This is a genomic window from Nostoc sp. NMS4, assembly GCF_017115095.1.
Classification (GTDB): Bacteria; Cyanobacteriota; Cyanobacteriia; order Cyanobacteriales; family Nostocaceae; genus Nostoc.
Map to the genome: position 1 here is coordinate 1 of NZ_JABXKI010000163.1, position 14,844 is coordinate 14,844.

Annotated in this window: 19 protein-coding genes and 2 pseudogenes; 14 read left to right on the forward strand and 7 right to left on the reverse strand. The window is 39.4% G+C overall.

The annotated features are described in order from the left end of the window. Window positions 1-98: 98 nt before the first annotated feature. The 9 genes from HWQ37_RS13720 (at window position 99) to HWQ37_RS13760 (ending at window position 4,763) form a co-directional block, all read left to right on the forward strand. A complete protein-coding gene (locus HWQ37_RS13720) occupies window positions 99-224 on the forward strand; it encodes a hypothetical protein (RefSeq protein WP_292748111.1) in 126 nt (41 codons plus the stop codon). Window positions 225-232: 8 nt separating this feature from the next. Next, entirely contained in the window at window positions 233-895 is a 663-nt protein-coding gene (locus HWQ37_RS13725) for a hypothetical protein (protein ID WP_292748113.1), read from the forward strand. Window positions 896-979: 84 nt separating this feature from the next. Beyond that, the gene (locus HWQ37_RS13730) at window positions 980-2,452 is read left to right on the forward strand and encodes a hypothetical protein (RefSeq protein WP_292748115.1); all 1,473 of its coding nucleotides are present in this window, start codon (window positions 980-982) and stop codon (window positions 2,450-2,452) included. Between the two features lie 91 nt (window positions 2,453-2,543). Beyond that, complete coding sequence (locus tag HWQ37_RS13735) at window positions 2,544-2,879, forward strand: hypothetical protein (protein ID WP_292748117.1); 336 nt, start codon at window positions 2,544-2,546, stop codon at window positions 2,877-2,879. 63 nt (window positions 2,880-2,942) lie between these two features. Then, complete coding sequence (locus HWQ37_RS13740) at window positions 2,943-3,134, forward strand: hypothetical protein (protein WP_292748119.1); 192 nt, start codon at window positions 2,943-2,945, stop codon at window positions 3,132-3,134. 4 nt (window positions 3,135-3,138) lie between these two features. Continuing rightward, on the forward strand, window positions 3,139-3,627 hold the full coding sequence (locus tag HWQ37_RS13745) for a BRO-N domain-containing protein (protein WP_292748121.1): 489 nt from the start codon (window positions 3,139-3,141) through the stop codon (window positions 3,625-3,627). A 5-nt stretch (window positions 3,628-3,632) separates the two neighbouring features. After that, the gene (locus tag HWQ37_RS13750; RefSeq protein ID WP_292748123.1) at window positions 3,633-3,860 is read left to right on the forward strand and encodes a hypothetical protein; all 228 of its coding nucleotides are present in this window, start codon (window positions 3,633-3,635) and stop codon (window positions 3,858-3,860) included. Between the two features lie 436 nt (window positions 3,861-4,296). Further along, window positions 4,297-4,482: a hypothetical protein gene (locus tag HWQ37_RS13755; RefSeq protein ID WP_104902026.1), complete on the forward strand. Its 186-nt coding sequence runs from the start codon at window positions 4,297-4,299 to the stop codon at window positions 4,480-4,482. After that, the gene (locus HWQ37_RS13760; protein ID WP_190937550.1) at window positions 4,467-4,763 is read left to right on the forward strand and encodes a type II toxin-antitoxin system RelE/ParE family toxin; all 297 of its coding nucleotides are present in this window, start codon (window positions 4,467-4,469) and stop codon (window positions 4,761-4,763) included. Before HWQ37_RS13755 ends, HWQ37_RS13760 begins: the two co-directional genes overlap by 16 nt. A 192-nt stretch (window positions 4,764-4,955) precedes the next feature. Here the strand turns inward: HWQ37_RS13760 and HWQ37_RS13765 are convergent, their stop codons facing one another. From HWQ37_RS13765 to HWQ37_RS13775, 3 genes are all read right to left on the reverse strand, one after another. Beyond that, window positions 4,956-5,210, reverse strand: coding sequence for a DUF7219 family protein (locus tag HWQ37_RS13765; protein ID WP_292748127.1), 255 nt, complete (start codon window positions 5,208-5,210; stop codon window positions 4,956-4,958). Between the two features lie 136 nt (window positions 5,211-5,346). Continuing rightward, window positions 5,347-5,646 carry a hypothetical protein gene (locus HWQ37_RS13770; RefSeq protein ID WP_292748129.1) on the reverse strand — a complete coding sequence of 100 codons (300 nt, stop codon included), beginning with the start codon at window positions 5,644-5,646 and terminating at the stop codon, window positions 5,347-5,349. Window positions 5,647-5,776: 130 nt separating this feature from the next. Continuing rightward, window positions 5,777-6,595 carry a hypothetical protein gene (locus HWQ37_RS13775; protein ID WP_292748131.1) on the reverse strand — a complete coding sequence of 273 codons (819 nt, stop codon included), beginning with the start codon at window positions 6,593-6,595 and terminating at the stop codon, window positions 5,777-5,779. Between the two features lie 780 nt (window positions 6,596-7,375). Here HWQ37_RS13775 and HWQ37_RS13780 point away from each other — a divergent pair. Beyond that, the gene (locus HWQ37_RS13780; protein WP_292748133.1) at window positions 7,376-8,881 is read left to right on the forward strand and encodes an FAD-dependent oxidoreductase; all 1,506 of its coding nucleotides are present in this window, start codon (window positions 7,376-7,378) and stop codon (window positions 8,879-8,881) included. 28 nt (window positions 8,882-8,909) lie between these two features. Here HWQ37_RS13780 and HWQ37_RS13785 read toward each other — a convergent pair whose 3' ends face one another. Further along, the gene (locus HWQ37_RS13785; RefSeq protein ID WP_292748135.1) at window positions 8,910-10,145 is read right to left on the reverse strand and encodes an AIPR family protein; all 1,236 of its coding nucleotides are present in this window, start codon (window positions 10,143-10,145) and stop codon (window positions 8,910-8,912) included. 423 nt (window positions 10,146-10,568) lie between these two features. Here HWQ37_RS13785 and HWQ37_RS13790 point away from each other — a divergent pair. The 4 genes and pseudogenes from HWQ37_RS13790 to HWQ37_RS13805 form a co-directional block, all read left to right on the forward strand. Continuing rightward, window positions 10,569-11,075 (forward strand): annotated as a pseudogene (locus tag HWQ37_RS13790) (SpoIID/LytB domain-containing protein); the annotation flags it as partial. Window positions 11,076-11,864: 789 nt separating this feature from the next. Continuing rightward, a complete protein-coding gene (locus HWQ37_RS13795; protein ID WP_292748137.1) occupies window positions 11,865-12,773 on the forward strand; it encodes a polysaccharide deacetylase family protein in 909 nt (302 codons plus the stop codon). A gap of 18 nt (window positions 12,774-12,791) precedes the next feature. Further along, window positions 12,792-13,028: pseudogene (locus HWQ37_RS13800) on the forward strand (low molecular weight phosphatase family protein); the annotation flags it as partial. 72 nt (window positions 13,029-13,100) lie between these two features. After that, window positions 13,101-13,331, forward strand: a complete 231-nt coding sequence (locus tag HWQ37_RS13805; protein WP_292748139.1) for a hypothetical protein — start codon at window positions 13,101-13,103, stop codon at window positions 13,329-13,331. Here the strand turns inward: HWQ37_RS13805 and HWQ37_RS13810 are convergent. The 3 genes from HWQ37_RS13810 to HWQ37_RS13820 all read right to left on the reverse strand — a co-directional run. Next, entirely contained in the window at window positions 13,328-13,741 is a 414-nt protein-coding gene (locus tag HWQ37_RS13810; RefSeq protein WP_292748141.1) for a hypothetical protein, read from the reverse strand. The two genes, HWQ37_RS13805 and HWQ37_RS13810, sit on opposite strands and share 4 nt — an antisense overlap. A 24-nt stretch (window positions 13,742-13,765) precedes the next feature. Then, window positions 13,766-14,017: a hypothetical protein gene (locus tag HWQ37_RS13815; RefSeq protein ID WP_292748143.1), complete on the reverse strand. Its 252-nt coding sequence runs from the start codon at window positions 14,015-14,017 to the stop codon at window positions 13,766-13,768. A 157-nt stretch (window positions 14,018-14,174) separates the two neighbouring features. Then, window positions 14,175-14,844, reverse strand: a 670-nt coding sequence (locus tag HWQ37_RS13820; RefSeq protein ID WP_292748145.1) for a sigma-70 family RNA polymerase sigma factor, incomplete at its 5' end; no start/stop codon positions are given.

Below are 14,844 nucleotides of genomic sequence, written 5' to 3' on the forward strand. Positions count from 1 at the left end.
TCTTGCCAAGTTTTTGCACCATTATTTCGCTACAAGGTCAAGATTACAGGATTTCTGCTCTTCTCTAGTAAGTTTTGCCACGCTAGGGTAATACTGGTGTGATTGCCTTGAGGGGAGAAGTGGAGGCGATCGCTTTTACAGGTAACAGAGATTTAGTTGCCACTAGGCTTAAACGCTTTCGCGGTGGTACATACAGCCAGCCGATAGATGAAGGAGCAAAATGAATTTCACGATGCCCAAAAATCAGAATGGACAAGCAAAAACTAACTCCTGGCTACGGCTTTTATATTGGGGGTTAGTGGTAGCTGGCATCTGGTTCGCCTATTTGAACATTCAGCCTTATGAAAGAGCAGTATCTTTTTTAGGAGCTAAAGCCACCAGTAGCGCATTTATTTCTCTGGTCGCTTCAATCCCTCTGCTCAACGGAATTGCAGCAATATTTTCAAAGAGTCTTTCTTGGATACTCGGAGCAATACTTTGGAGCGTAATTCAAATTATTGAAATACTGCCCCTGATTCTCTATAACAATGAAAAGTTTATAGAGAAGATTGTTACCGAGGCTGATGGGCGTTCCCGCTATCACGAAAAAGATACTGATGATCCCACTCTCAAAATGCTCAAACGCACATACAATCATCTTCCAATCTCTGTTGTCAGCAACTTAGAGGTATTGAAAATCTTTACTTACACCGTTGATTTCCTGATTTGCCTTACTGTTTATTCACCTGTGGCTAGTGGTAGAATCTCAGACTTAATATTTATTTTGGCGACAGGGCAGTGGGGGAAATTAGACTACGGTAATTTGGCACTGGCGCTGATTACGTTGTTTGCAATTGAGGTAATAGTTTCGTTAATCATTTGGGTAGGTAAATTGTCTTACGCCATTATTCCCTAGCGAGCAATAAGTTAAGTCCGGGAGCGTAGTCTTCACCCGGATTTCTCCCTTTCTCGCTTAAATACTAGATTTTTATAAAAAAATATGAATATGACACGTTTTGATATTAATAAGACCCAAAGAACCCCGGAGCAATGGAGCGCGATCGCTTTTAAGTCCACTACCGAAAACAACATTCAATGGAATATTGCTCTTGGGTTGATTGTGGCAGCAGTTACAGCTTCGGCCACCTCGCCCCTGACTGGAGCGCTCATTGCTGGATGGACAATATATAGCAGTTTTAAAAAAGCTCAATGTATTCAACGCAATCAAGCAGCTATTAGAGAATATGGCTGTATTGCTCATATTCTCGATGGCGATGATTTTCGAGGCTATGTTCAACAGGTTGGTCAAGAGTCTGTGAACAAAGAGTTACAGTTTGCTAGTAGTCAAGAGTATGAATTTTCTAATGCCGCAATTGATTATATTGAAGAAACAGTACGGCTCAATGAATCTCCTCAACCACTTATTCCTTACATCTCCACGCCTAATCAATTACAGTATTCATTACCAATAAATACAAATACATCATCTTCAGTTCACAATCCCACACACATTATAGATATAGTTCGAGAAATTGCTTCACCTATCCGTAACTGCATCATTTTTGGGATTGGTGGAAGCGGTAAAGGAATGCTGGTTGCTAATGCCCTACGTCGAATCAAAGCCGAAAAGCCAAACCGCAAAATCTTTTATATTGACCCCAAAAATGAACCATCTGAATATGGTTACACAGAGGGCGTGGTTGACATTGTTCGGCGTAAAAAATGCAAAAATGAACCCCCAGAAAACATTTGTAAATGGATGGATGAGGTACTTGATGGAACTGACGAATCAATCGGTTACATCGAATGGGCTAATAATCAAGAAGAATCGTTATTAGTTATTGACGAAGGTTCCACCCTTGGAGATGCAGCTAAAAAATGCCGAAACGAACGCATTGGAACATTGATTTTACATATTTCTTCACTTGGCGGTTCTAGCAAGGAGAATGTTTGGCTACTTGCTCAATCTCCTTATGTTGGGCCATTGGGGTTAAATTTGTCTGCTACTAGCCAAATTACGGCAGTTGCCATCATTTCAGATAAGAATACTAACGTTTTAAAACAGTGGAAAAAGTCACCGATTCTCGAAATGATTGATTTAGTGCAAATAAACACTTTGATTAAAGCCTCGCCTTGTAACCGCGCTGTGTTCTTTGGCGGTAATTCCACATGGGGTGCAATGCCAGAATTGCCTAATTACTCTGCTCTTGATCGGGACAACGATAAACCAACAGGAGATTCATTATCAACTCAACAACGGCAACAGTTGAGAATATTTACTGCCATACAAAGAAGTCCTTCTCAACAGATGATTGATAAATTGGAGCGTACACGACATCTAACACTTGAAGATTTTATCGTTAAAGAATTGGGAGAAAATGAACGTGCTGATGAATTAAAAACAGCAATTCTCACACTTATCCGTCAAACTGACCATCAAGGATTAATTTACAAATTTAAAATTGACATTTGACTGGAGATTTTATTACCTCTGTTTTAAATGTCACTCATTATTGAACCGATTCAATTTTATTAACGGATATTTTTCTAACTTTTTTTGTGTTATGAGCGATAAATTAACCACAGCATTACAAGAACTTTCAATAAGTCCAGTTAAGCAAGACAGATTGGCTATCGAGCGTCTAGAAAAACGGTACGGCGCTTCTTTACTAGAAATTATTAATCAGATGGAAAACTATGCCATCGTTCACCAATCTATTAAAGACGAAAGGGCTAAACCCAAAAATCAGTTGATTATCCTTTGCTGCTATGGCTGTCTTTGGGGTGCAGTTATCGGTATTGCGACGTTGTTTATCAAACCCAGTGTGACTGTGGCGGCAATTGGGTTGGGTTTTACGGCTGGGGTGTCTGGGAAATTGTTGGTTCAAAGAAGGGAGTAGGTTGAAGTAGTTGAAGATTGCTTTTAATTGTTTAGCTGAACTCTTGGATTCATTGGAGTAAATATGTCTTGGTCGAAATCAATTTCTCTTGATGTTGCTAATAACATTTTTGACGTAATTGGAGTTTCTTTTGAGCAGAACGAATTAGAGGGCGGTTACATCGCTAAACATGAAAGTAAAACCTTAAGAAGAGTAACCTTAACCGCTTGCTGTATGGCTATTTTAACTAACTGGGTAACAGTTAAGGAGAATTGAATTTATGTCGGATTTATCAGTTTTCGTGTTTGAGTCTCAACAAGTCCGATTCATCGGCACACCAGAAAAACTTGAGTGGGTAGCTGCTGATATTGTCGCTATTTTGTATCCCCAAGCAGACCCGCGTAATTACTCCAACTATCTGGGCAAAGTTCCTGCTGCATGGAAGGATCATAAACCAATTATGACCCCTGGCGGAAAGCAGAAAATGGCAACCCTTTATGAACCGGGGCTGTATTATTTGATTGGACGCTCTGACAGTCCGATTGCCGTGCCAAACAAGGCAGTGGTTATACGAAGGAAGATGTTCTTCCCTCTATACGTCGTACCGGGAAGTATGAAGTCCATCAACCGACAGAGCAACCACAACTTAAACCCACCCTTGATGAACTCGTTAACTTTGGGCAAAAGATTCTGTGTGGCACTCGCCTCAGTGCAGAACTTCAAACCATCACCATTCTTCGAGGTGTACAAGCTTTGTGTCCCGAAATAGCTCCGATGGCACAAGAGTTGGTCGGAGCTATTCAGGAAATTGAAGCGACTCACGACAGGCATTTGTCTCCAACCGCAATTGGCGAATTATATGCCGAACGCAACGGACTACTCAAGCCCATCAAACCCCAAATAGTTAATCGTGTTTTGGAGTCTGCTGGCAAGAAACCAAAGAGATTCAAGTCAAGACCGATACGAATGGTAAACAAAGTCACAAAAATATCTGGCATCTAACTGAAAAAGGTAAACTGTGGGGAACGGTGACACGGGATAAAGCCCGGACTCACGACAAGATTGTGGAACACGTTCGCTGGTTGCCAGATGTTCTTAAGGTAATTGATTTGAGTGTGGAACAGCTTAATTGAGAATCTATATTACAAGCGGTAAGCTCCCGCCATACCGTCAAGCTTATCGCTTTTCTGTTAGAAAGGAAGAATATCTAACTAAATTTTAAATCCTGACTCCTGAATCTGATGAAGATCAATCAATAAAAAATATCATGGACACATCCACAGATTTTTTATTTTTAAACGAAAATATCTCCACAAATTTTAATCCATAAACAGGTTGGGAAACATTTAAAGCTTTTTTATTTAACTAAAAGAAAAGCTACAAGGTGAACCCATGAGTTAAGATTACAGTAGTCATCTGCATAGAAGCAAAAACTGCTATGAGCGATAGAGAAACAGTCCTTGAACTTGTGAAGCGCTTGCCGCCAAATGTGTCTCTGCGTGAGATTGTTAGAGAAATTGAGTTTATCGCGGCTGTAAAAGAGGGTTTAGAAGAGATTGACCAAGGACTTGGAGTGTCAATTGAATCTGTTGAGCAGATGATTGAAGCATGGACTACCAAGTAGTTCTTTCTCCCAAAGCTGTGGGGGATTTGGAAGCAATTGTCAAGTATATTGCCTTAAGCAATCCTGAAGCTGCAAGGAAATTGGGTCAGCAACTCCTTGAAAAAAGTAGGGAGTTAAGTCAATTTCCATTCATTGGTCAGAAAGTACCTGAGTTTGACGACCCTAATATTCGTCAGCTTATTCTTAAACCATATCGTGTTGTCTACAGGGTTGAAGAGGAGAAAAAGCAGGTCAGTATCGCTAGATTTTGGCATTCGGCACAAGAGAATCTTGAGCTTTAGAGACACGCAAGTTCCAGTTAAAATAAACTTTCAAATCCTGGATTATATCTCCACTTCTTTCCAAATTAAGTACGCTGAAATATCGTCAATAACTATTTTACGCCACAATTTATCCAACGAATCGGCAGTAACGTCGGCGCAGGAGAAAACTGAATCCTGAATTCTTAGTTAATTCTATGATTTGATAAACATTTAGTACTTATCGTCAATCATTAGCCCATCTTTAGTACATTTTAATTCTTCCCAAAGTTCTTCAATCTGATTGAAAGCTTTCCCAGGAGGTAACTTTCCATTTGTTTCCAGATTAACAATATAGGCAACTTTCTGCGAAAATTCTTGTAAATTAGCATTAAATGCTAGATTTTCTGGCTTTACTCTTCCGCAATAGCGATACCGGGTATAAATAAAGTTTTTTTGGCTTTCTTGATTCTCATTAAATTGTGTCATTGAACTTTTTCTATTAATTTTAAATTTTTTGAATAAAAACTTATTGATGCTTTGGCTTAAAATAATTTGCTTAAGTTCCGTTAAATATTCTGCCTACCTGTATATAATACCTACAATACTTTGTTCAGCAATTACGCTAACTATTTCCAAGTTTTTTCTCAAAAGTTCTTTTTTTGGCAGCAGATAATGATTTTCTAAACATCCACTCTTTATTTCTAATTGTGTTTAAGTAGTTGTCAGCATAGCGGAAAGCTGCTGCCTTATCGTGTTTTGCTATATTCAGTGCTTGTAACAATACGGGTAAAGGAATTGCCACCTGTGTGAGCTTTTCGGCTAATATTACTGACTCTTCTTCTGTTGCTGCTACTGTCGCTTCTAATGGTTCAAATTTTATTTGCTTATTTATACGGTTATCTAACATTGTAGTATCAGTCATAAATGCACCTTCAAAACTTGTATAATGCAGTTTTACTGAAAGGCAGCAGGAATGAATCCGTGTTTATGCGGGACTTATTAATCAGCTAACTTCATGAATCCGCACAATTGCTGTAGCGAGCGCATTTTGATTAAAAATCTCGTTCGCCATCTTTTTCCAAGATGGAAATTAATTCAAACACTCGCATATTTTCTCCCGTCCAAACTTTATCTAGTAACCGCAAATTTTCAAGAGTTAGGTCGCTCTCTTTCACTATCGATACATTTGTTTTGCCCAGTGCCATCAACAAATCTTCAAATACCACTAAGCCATTAAACTCCAAGCCTTGAATCTCGGCTGATGCTAAGGCTGACAATCGCTCACCACAAATCTCAATCATGAACCACCCACAAAAATCTTTTTCCAGCAATGGATGACGACCACCGATCCCTTGCATCAGCCATAGACCATAGATACTGGCTGTCGCATCATCCATTGTGGCTAAACGTTTAGCTGCCACTCTCTCAATATTCTCAAAAAATCGCACACCTAAAGCTTTTTCTAACATCTGCATTGGCTCTGGTAGTGCATAAGCTACAACAGAAATTTGGCTATTTTCTAGTTGTTTAGAATGATAATTTTCTAAATATTCATTTGCCTCATTTGATGCCAACATCCTACCATCTGGGTGTAAGTTGAAATCAACCCCTGGCTTGAAACCTCCTTGAACTAGTTTTTGAGTCATGCTTGTCGATACATCCTTTACCGCTTGTTGATAACTTTCCTTACCTACGTATTCTTGCAAGAACCAAACAAAATTTGCATACTCTACTTGCACAAGAGCTTCTTTGAGGATTATTGTCTCATCCTCTAATTGTGCTAGGGTTAAGATTTTTTGAATTTCTTGCAGATTTTGACAAGAAATCGCTTCTATCAACTGCTGTTTTAGGAGTTCATTTTGCGAATTCATTTATTTCAATGCTCAACAGTACTTCAGTGCGTTAACTATTGTACAGTGACTAATTAAATTACGTTGAGACAAATTCGTGTCATCAAGTTAAGCCTTACCCACAGGAAGAAGGAGCTATAAAGTAAATCCTTAGATATACATTAGAGTCTGTTTGAAAAGTCCAAGATAGTTATAATTCATCATTCTGAACAAAGCGAAGTGAAGCGAATAATCACGATTTTTCGTTGGAATTGAGATACTTCACTTCACTGCATTCAGTATGCCAAATATACTTTTCAAACAGACTCTAACTTTCAGGAGGCAGGAGGACGTTCGCGCAGCGTGTCGTAGACAACGCACCACCTCCCACCCTATCCCGCATTTCTCACAAGCTTCAGGCGTTTGATAGAGCAGAGGGGCAGAGGGGCAGAGGGGCAGAGGGGAAAGAACTTGGTATTTTTGTTCTCTCCCCTGCTCCTCTGCCCCTTCCCTCAAGCTTGTGAGAAATGCGGGAATCATTCATGAAGGAAGGCAATGCCCTAGCTGCTCTATGCCTTAAGGTTGATATATATTTTCTAATATATCAAGAAAACTTATCCGTAAGATACTTTTGTTTTTTATCTTAAAACATCTATTTTAAGAATGAACATTAAAAATATTTGTATAAATCGTACATTGAAAAAATTATGGTTAATTCCTTAAAAGTTAGGTAGCAAGTAAAACTAACTTTTTAAATCTTGTTTTGAAGACTAATTTTGTTATCAAAGTATTGTATTTCTCGAACATTATCAAGGGAAAAATATGTCTAATTTATCAGGAAAGCACATTTCTTACTGGATTGACTCAACACCCACAACTAATTTTCCATCACTTAGTAATAATTTATCTGTGGATGTTGCAATTGTTGGTGCAGGTATTGCGGGAATCACTGCTGCAACATTACTTAAACGCGCAGGTAAAACCGTTGCCGTAATTGAATCGCAACAAATATCTACTGGTGTTAGCGGTCATACTACAGCCAAAGTTACCTCACTTCACCAATTGATTTATGCCGATTTGATTAAAAATCATGGTGAAAAAAAGGCACAGATATATGCACAATCAAACCAAGCAGCACTAAAATTCGTTGCTAAAACAGTTACTGAACAACAAATCGACTGTGATTTTAGTCGCCAAAGTGCCTATACTTTCGCAGAAACCGAAGATCATCTCAAGGACATTGAAAAAGAGGTAGAAGCAGCACTAAAAATCGGACTACCCGCCACATTTGTTCGTGAAACTTCCTTGCCCTTTCCTATTGTTGGTGCTGTTAAGTTTGACAACCAAGCACAATTTCACTCTCGCAAATACCTTTTACACCTGATCAAGCAGATTCCTGGTAATGGAAGTCACGTATTTGAAAATACAAGAGTACTGAAGGTCGATGAAGATACTCTTTGTCAAGTTACTACTGACAAGGGAATTATTCAGGCACAGGATGTCATAGTTACAACCAATATTCCCATTACCGATGAAGGATTATTCTTTGCTAAAACTTACCCCAAACGTTCTTACATCATTGGTGCGCGGATTGCAGAGCAGAAAGCACCTGTGGGAATGTACATCGGTTCAGGAGAAAAATACTACTCTATTCGGACTACTCCTGACAAGAATGGCTTATTGCTACTTGTTGGTGGCGGCGGTCATCAAGTGGGAACAGTGGAGAATACTGAAGAGAAATATCTAGATTTAGAAAATTATGCCCGTTCTCACTTTGATATCGATTCCATTGACTATCGTTGGTCTACTCAAGATTTTGTATCTTTTGACAAGATACCTTATGTAGGAAAATTAACTCCTCTAAGCAAGCATACCTTTGTGGCAACTGGGTTTAGTCTGTGGGGCATGACTCAAGGAACCTTGTCTGGAATGATACTTTCAGACCAGATTTTAGGCATTGAAAATCCTGCGGCTGATTTGTACGATTCAACCCGCGCAACTCCTTTTCTCACTCCACAAGGTATAAAGCAAAACTTGGAAGTTGGCGCTCATTGGGTAGGCGATCGCCTCAAGGGATTGAATAAATCTCTGCAAGATGTGGCTATCGGTGAAGGAAAGCTAGTCACTGTCGATGGTGATAAAGTTGCCGCTTACCGAGATGAAACAGGAGAAATACACGCTGTTTCTGCGGTGTGTTCTCACTTGGGTTGTGTTGTTGCTTGGAACAGTGCCGAGAAAAGTTGGGACTGTCCCTGTCATGGTTCACGTTTCAGTTGCAATGGGGAAGTTTTACACGGACCGACAGTGAAAGATTTAAAGAAATTTTAGCTTTAACAATTGCCTACTAAGGGTTTCATCATTTCTTACCTGTTTGCAGACGCGCTTTTATACCTTGTGTCACCTGAGCTTCTTCTTCCTTACTGGAATTAACCATTTTCATCAAGTGCTGATTTAGATAACTTTGCGCTGAGATATACAAACTTTCCCAAATCTCTTGATTGCGGCTGATTTTTGTGCCGACTGTATTACCTGCTGTTTTCTCTGATACCAAGTATTTGCGGAAATAGTTATTCCACAGATGTTGCAGAAAGTCTTCGGCAAATTCGTTAAATGGCAGAATCCATTTATAGTCCTTGTCCAAAAATACCCGATAGGACGCAATTATTGGTAATGCCAGGTCAGTTGGCGCACCAAACCCAAAAGAATACTTGCTGTCAGGCAACAACGTGGTTTTACGTATATCAATTGAGGCTAAATCGTTGTTACCTTTTCTTCTAGGGTTGCTGATATGTTCTTGGATTATTTCGTAGAGTCTTTGCTCTATCCACAGAGCATGAGTCAAGAGAGGCAGCAAGGCGGTTAATCTTTCCCTTTCTGCGTCTGTAATGTTACTTGGAAGACTCATCCCTGCTGGGTGTTTGGTTCGTTTATTGCCGTCGGGGTTGTATTTATTTCTGTCGAGGCAGTAAAGCAGCTTGAGCAAATGGGTAACATTGCACTGGGCGTTTCTAGGAGCGCCGCTTTGATTCTGGTAATAAGCGATGCGGAATTTCCTATCTTCTTTCTGTTCTAACTGAGCTAAATACTGCTTGATGAATTTGTAATCACCCCTGGCGTTGACTTTGGAGCGAGAATCTACTGGTGTTGTAGTATTTGAAGCTAGGGCTATATCTTTGGCTGATTCTTCACTCAATCCGATGTGGATGGTAACTTTTACTCTGGCTTGACTTAAATTGTAGTTATAATTTTTCGCTTGCTCAAAAGCTAAAACTGTGTGCCCTCCGTTGATAATGCCATCACTACCTCCCTCGTTAGCTTCTAAGACTTCCAGCTCTAGTTCAGTTTTGTTTTTGACAGGTTTAGCAATATTAGCTGACAGAACGATTCCACTGTGGCGAGAGAAGAATTTTTCGGGTTCGGTCGTTAGTGAGTCGAAGATTTGTCTGTAGGTCGCGCTTTTACGGTTGGGTTCGCGGATGTTCGGTTCTAGCGGCAGGTCTATAGGGAAGCTGTCTACATGGGCGGTGGCGATGATGCAGTTTGGGTTGGCTTGAATATAGTTATCTATCTTGATGTTCCAAGTCTTGGGCATAGTTTGTTTTTAGCCAAGTGTCAAATTTCATATTAACCCTACTCTTGAGCTAGAGATACCGGATTTATCTGGAGGGACGATTGAAGAAGAATTCAGCTATTCTGAATTCAGTAATCAGAACTCAGACGTTCGCGGACTCGCTCTAAGCGTTGCCATGCCGTAAAGCCTGCGGCATAGCTACGCTTAGGGCGCAGCCTCTCTAAGAGTTGGCTTTACGCTGCGCTATCCGCTTTTTCGTACAGAACTCATTCTGTTAGCGGATAGCTAAGGTTTAGTCCATTCTGACTCCTGACTTCTGACTCCTGAATTCTGTTCGATAAAAAATATATGAGATTGCCCAAGAAGAGTACATTAAATATACGCAAACTACGGTACTAGAGATAACATTGGATAGAAATTGAAAACTCTTTTTAAATGTATTACATGAAATGCCAATTGTTATTAAAAACTTTATTTACACAGATAAAAGTAGGCCATTGGTGGGTAAGTGCATTATTGTGGATGAGTTTAGCTACCCCAAGTCAAGCATCTGTAATACTGCGAATAGCAATCGAGAGGGGTGTTAATCAGGTAACAGTTGGCAGTTCTACAACTGCGTTGGTTAAAGATAGTACTGGTCATACTCTCGGACAATTACCAGCAATGAGTTCATTTTATGCCTCTTCAGTTCCAGGCGGTGTGGCTTTAGATAAATGGCAGTCTGGTTTATTTTGGATTGAACCCACAGGTAAGGGATTCGTTTACATTGGCGAACACTGGTATCGAGGCAGAACTCTTGTTGTGCCAACAGAGAAAGGACTAACCGCCGTTAACTGGGTTGATGACCAAGAGTATCTCTACAGTGTTGTTGGTGGCGAAATGGATACTGAGTGGCCTGCTGAAGCTTTGAAAGCACAAGCAGTTGCCGCCCGGACTTTTGCTTTCTATGAGCTAATTCCACCAAACAAAGAAGGATTATTTACATTCGGAAAAATCTCTGGTTGCTTGAGTTGAGGAATCAAATTTCTCTGTATAATGACTTTACTTGGATAGTTAGCCAATAAATAATTCCAATCCATTGCTGGCTCTAAATGACTTTTATTATCATTAAATATTTGAGATTTGATGCTAGCCGCTAAACTGGGCGATGTAATTAACATAGTACTCATAATAGTTAGTAAAAAAAAGCGTAAGTTCATAGAGTTATTTTTCGGATAAATTTATTTATTCGACAGCTTTTTAGATTGATACAGAACACCTATAATCTGCTCAAAGCATAGTTAGATTTGTTTATAATGTCAATATCTGTACAGACTCTGTTCGTCACTCAAATAGAACTATTATTATATTGTTTATTTGGGATATTAGTCATTGACAGCTAATCTGTAATGATGATTAAAAGACTATTACATACCTAATTGACAAAAATGTTACAAAGTGATGACGAAAATGTGTTTTATTTACATAATTGTATGAAACTCAGCCAAACCTCTTCTAGAAAGTATAGGTCTTCTAAATATGAACAAGATCCTCTGACACGAATAGTAGACTAACTAAGACAGGGGTTTTTATTAGAGTCCTCAACAGAATAAATCTTAACCTAATAAATTAGATGGTAAGCAATCGCACTCTTGGCAATACATAAATAGATAGCTATACTTTGTCTGAAGTTTAGCAGATAAAAGTTTAACTTCCAATCATCATGGTGACTGATTATTTGACTATTTAAGGGAATTTTACGTGATCAATAATAAGCAAATTCTTTGGACTCAAGGCAAATTAATTGGGCTGCTTATCTTATGTGGTGCTTTTAGTCTGAGTTTAATCATATTGAGCAAAATAAATCGTTTTCAGTTGGAATCAAAACAAACTCTAAATCTAAATAATGTCGCAGCAAATCTCGGAACTCAACAGCGAGTTGAGGAATTCAAGACAGCGATGCTTAAAAGTTGGCAGGGGGAAGCAAAAGTAAAGGGTTTTTCTGACTCTATTCCATCAAGTTTTCAAGGTGCGATAATTGAATCAGCAAAACTCTCTCCCGAACAGAAAGTCATTGCTCTCACCTTTGATGATGGCCCTTGGCCTGAAAGTACAGCACAAGTATTAGATATCCTGAAAAAAAATCAGATCAAAGGGACATTTTTTGTGGTTGGAGAGAATGTCAAAAATTTTCCTAACTTACTCAAGCAGGAGATTGCTGAAGGTCATGTCATTGGCAACCACACTTGGCATCATTGGTATCAATTCTTGAGTCTACAAGCCGCTGCTTATGAAATTGATCGCACCGAAGATATTATTTTTAAAACTACAGGCTTAAAAACAAATTTATTTCGACCACCCGGAGGAGTGATGCATAATGGCGTAGTTGACTACGCTAGAAATAGTAAATACGCTATTATTTTGTGGTCATCTGACTCTGTAGACTATTCCCGTCCTGCTGTTCCCAAATTAATCGGCAATGTATTCAGAGAGGCAAAACCTGGTGGAATTGTATTGATGCATGATGGTGGTGGTAATCGTTCTAGGACTGTACAGGCTTTACCAGAAATTATTGCCAATTTTCGCAATCAGGGCTATCGCTTTGTCACCATCCCCGAACTCTTACAAATTCAAGATAAAAACCAAAAATTCATCGCAAATAAAAAATAAAGTAACCCTCTAGGCGATACCGATGATGAACGGTTTCCACTGCCAGCAAGTGAGCCAGATTTTCAGTCAGCTACTGGGGTTATTGCCCTAGATGAATTAGAACACCGTCCACTGATGAATGAACGCTTTCCCCAATGGGCAGATGCTATCGAATACTGGCTAGTTCACGATATCGATAAAACCTCGGCTATAGTTGCCCTTGGGCAAATTGAGAAACATATATTGCAACTTATAGAACAACTGGCTCAAAGTTAGTAACTCTCTTGAAGGCGATCGCCCCTTTCCTCTTGTATTGACTCACCCAAATTCAACCAAGAAATATCACTTATGTCGAATTCATCAAATATCAACAGTAACTCTATTCCTGACAAACTAGAGTCAGGTAAGAATAGAGAGCAAATTTTCCAAGAATTTCTCGTACTTGCTAATAGTCCAGATGCGACTGCTGACAACCCAGCATTATTGTATAAAGGTGTGCAGAATTCGCCCGTACCAAAAACTTCAATCTGTAATCTGCAATTTTCAATCTCCAATCTTCTCAGTCAATCGCTCCTCTAATAAGGTGTCCTACAGGAGATAGCTACATCGTCGATTTGTATCCATGAATCCTTATTGTTACCCCATAGTCCGACGTAAAATAAGATGGAATTAGAGACGGGACGATAAAAATCAAAAGTATAGAAATTGTAATTTTTGTTATCTGAGTTGACAGGGCTAGCTCCCAACTTAAGCTCTTTAATCACGTTACCTACACTACCATCGCTATTGGTTTGGCGTACAGACATATAACCATCAGTCAACGTCTCTGATGTTCTTAACCATGCTTGTGCTGTACATAAGCTGCCTGTAGGTGCTGACGGACTAAGTTCTTTATTGACAGCGTTCCACCCTGTAGTGTTCCTTACCCAAAGATTACCCTGTCCTTTGTGTGCCAAGTTCTTTCCATAGTCTAATGAATTTAGGGGCATCGCTCAAAACCTTGAGGCAAAAAATCACCCAGCTATATCCTTCCCGCTTTTATAGTTCATAGCTCTGGGTTTCCTCTTGCCTATAGGGACTACTTTCGATTGCTTGGGAGGTTGAGGAGGGCGGCATTTCTCGCAATATAGAGGTCTAACTCCAAAGGTTTCTCGTTGTGTGGGTTGTTCACACTGCTTACACACGAAGTTGAAAACGCGAGTATGAATTTCCCGCTTGTGCGCTCTGACGGTGTACTCTCGGACATCGATTGTTTTGCTGGACATTGATTAGTTTTTTAAGTTGCTATTTATAAATATAGTTTCTTGTTTTTGACTAATAGTATAGCCAGAGCATCATCTTCATGATTAAAACAAGGATAATTGCCCTGGGGAAATATTACCTTTACGTCCGCGATGATCGTAGAGGGGAAAATCAATCTAATTAATTAAGATACTCCAAAATATCACTTTTTTGACGGCGAAGAATAGAGAGCGCTTTATGTTCAAGCTGGCGAATTCGTTCTCGGCTTAAGTTAAGCCGTTCTCCAATTTGAGTTAAGCTCAGTTGATGGTCATTTTCTAGCCCGAAACGCAGAGTTATTACTTCTCGTTGTATTGGAGCTAAGGATGCTAGTAACTCTTTAATATTCTGGCGCATCAATGAATAATTTAATTCTTCCAAAGGGGAAATCTTTTCGTCAGCTAAAAGTTCGCTTAATTCTGTTTCTTGTTCATTTCCAACACGCATTTCTAGCGAAACTAACTTTCGGTCTGCTTGAATATATTCTCGAACCTGCTCTGGTTTAACCTTTAATTCTTCAGCAATTTCTACTACAGTTGGTTTTCGACCCAACGACTGGGATAATTCCCGTTGTATTTTCTTGATTTTATTCAGTTTTTCGTTGATATGAATCGGCAAACGAATAGTTCGTGATTGTTCTGCAATCGCACGTGTGATTGATTGAGTAACCCACCAATAGGCATAAGTTGAAAGTTTGTAGCCCTTGTTTGGATCAAACTTTTCAACGCCACGGTATAAACCGAGTGTACCTTCCTGGATCAGATCAAGAAATTCTAAGTTTCGGTTCTGGTACTTTTTAGCGATCGCCACC

Excerpts from the sequence above, each read along its gene's own strand:
- HWQ37_RS13725 (WP_292748113.1), top strand. The coding sequence starts at position 233 with ATGCCCAAAAATCAGAATGGACAAGCAAAAACTAACTCCTGGCTACGG.
- HWQ37_RS13730 (WP_292748115.1), top strand. The coding sequence starts at position 980 with ATGAATATGACACGTTTTGATATTAATAAGACCCAAAGAACCCCGGAG.
- HWQ37_RS13735 (WP_292748117.1), top strand. The coding sequence starts at position 2,544 with ATGAGCGATAAATTAACCACAGCATTACAAGAACTTTCAATAAGTCCA.
- HWQ37_RS13740 (WP_292748119.1), top strand. The coding sequence starts at position 2,943 with ATGTCTTGGTCGAAATCAATTTCTCTTGATGTTGCTAATAACATTTTT.
- HWQ37_RS13745 (WP_292748121.1), top strand. The coding sequence starts at position 3,139 with ATGTCGGATTTATCAGTTTTCGTGTTTGAGTCTCAACAAGTCCGATTC.
- HWQ37_RS13750 (WP_292748123.1), top strand. The coding sequence starts at position 3,633 with ATGGCACAAGAGTTGGTCGGAGCTATTCAGGAAATTGAAGCGACTCAC.
- HWQ37_RS13755 (WP_104902026.1), top strand. The coding sequence starts at position 4,297 with ATGAGCGATAGAGAAACAGTCCTTGAACTTGTGAAGCGCTTGCCGCCA.
- HWQ37_RS13760 (WP_190937550.1), top strand. The coding sequence starts at position 4,467 with ATGGACTACCAAGTAGTTCTTTCTCCCAAAGCTGTGGGGGATTTGGAA.
- HWQ37_RS13765 (WP_292748127.1), bottom strand. The coding sequence starts at position 5,210 with ATGACACAATTTAATGAGAATCAAGAAAGCCAAAAAAACTTTATTTAT.
- HWQ37_RS13770 (WP_292748129.1), bottom strand. The coding sequence starts at position 5,646 with ATGACTGATACTACAATGTTAGATAACCGTATAAATAAGCAAATAAAA.
- HWQ37_RS13775 (WP_292748131.1), bottom strand. The coding sequence starts at position 6,595 with ATGAATTCGCAAAATGAACTCCTAAAACAGCAGTTGATAGAAGCGATT.
- HWQ37_RS13780 (WP_292748133.1), top strand. The coding sequence starts at position 7,376 with ATGTCTAATTTATCAGGAAAGCACATTTCTTACTGGATTGACTCAACA.
- HWQ37_RS13785 (WP_292748135.1), bottom strand. The coding sequence starts at position 10,145 with ATGCCCAAGACTTGGAACATCAAGATAGATAACTATATTCAAGCCAAC.
- HWQ37_RS13805 (WP_292748139.1), top strand. The coding sequence starts at position 13,101 with ATGTCGAATTCATCAAATATCAACAGTAACTCTATTCCTGACAAACTA.
- HWQ37_RS13810 (WP_292748141.1), bottom strand. The coding sequence starts at position 13,741 with ATGCCCCTAAATTCATTAGACTATGGAAAGAACTTGGCACACAAAGGA.
- HWQ37_RS13815 (WP_292748143.1), bottom strand. The coding sequence starts at position 14,017 with ATGTCCAGCAAAACAATCGATGTCCGAGAGTACACCGTCAGAGCGCAC.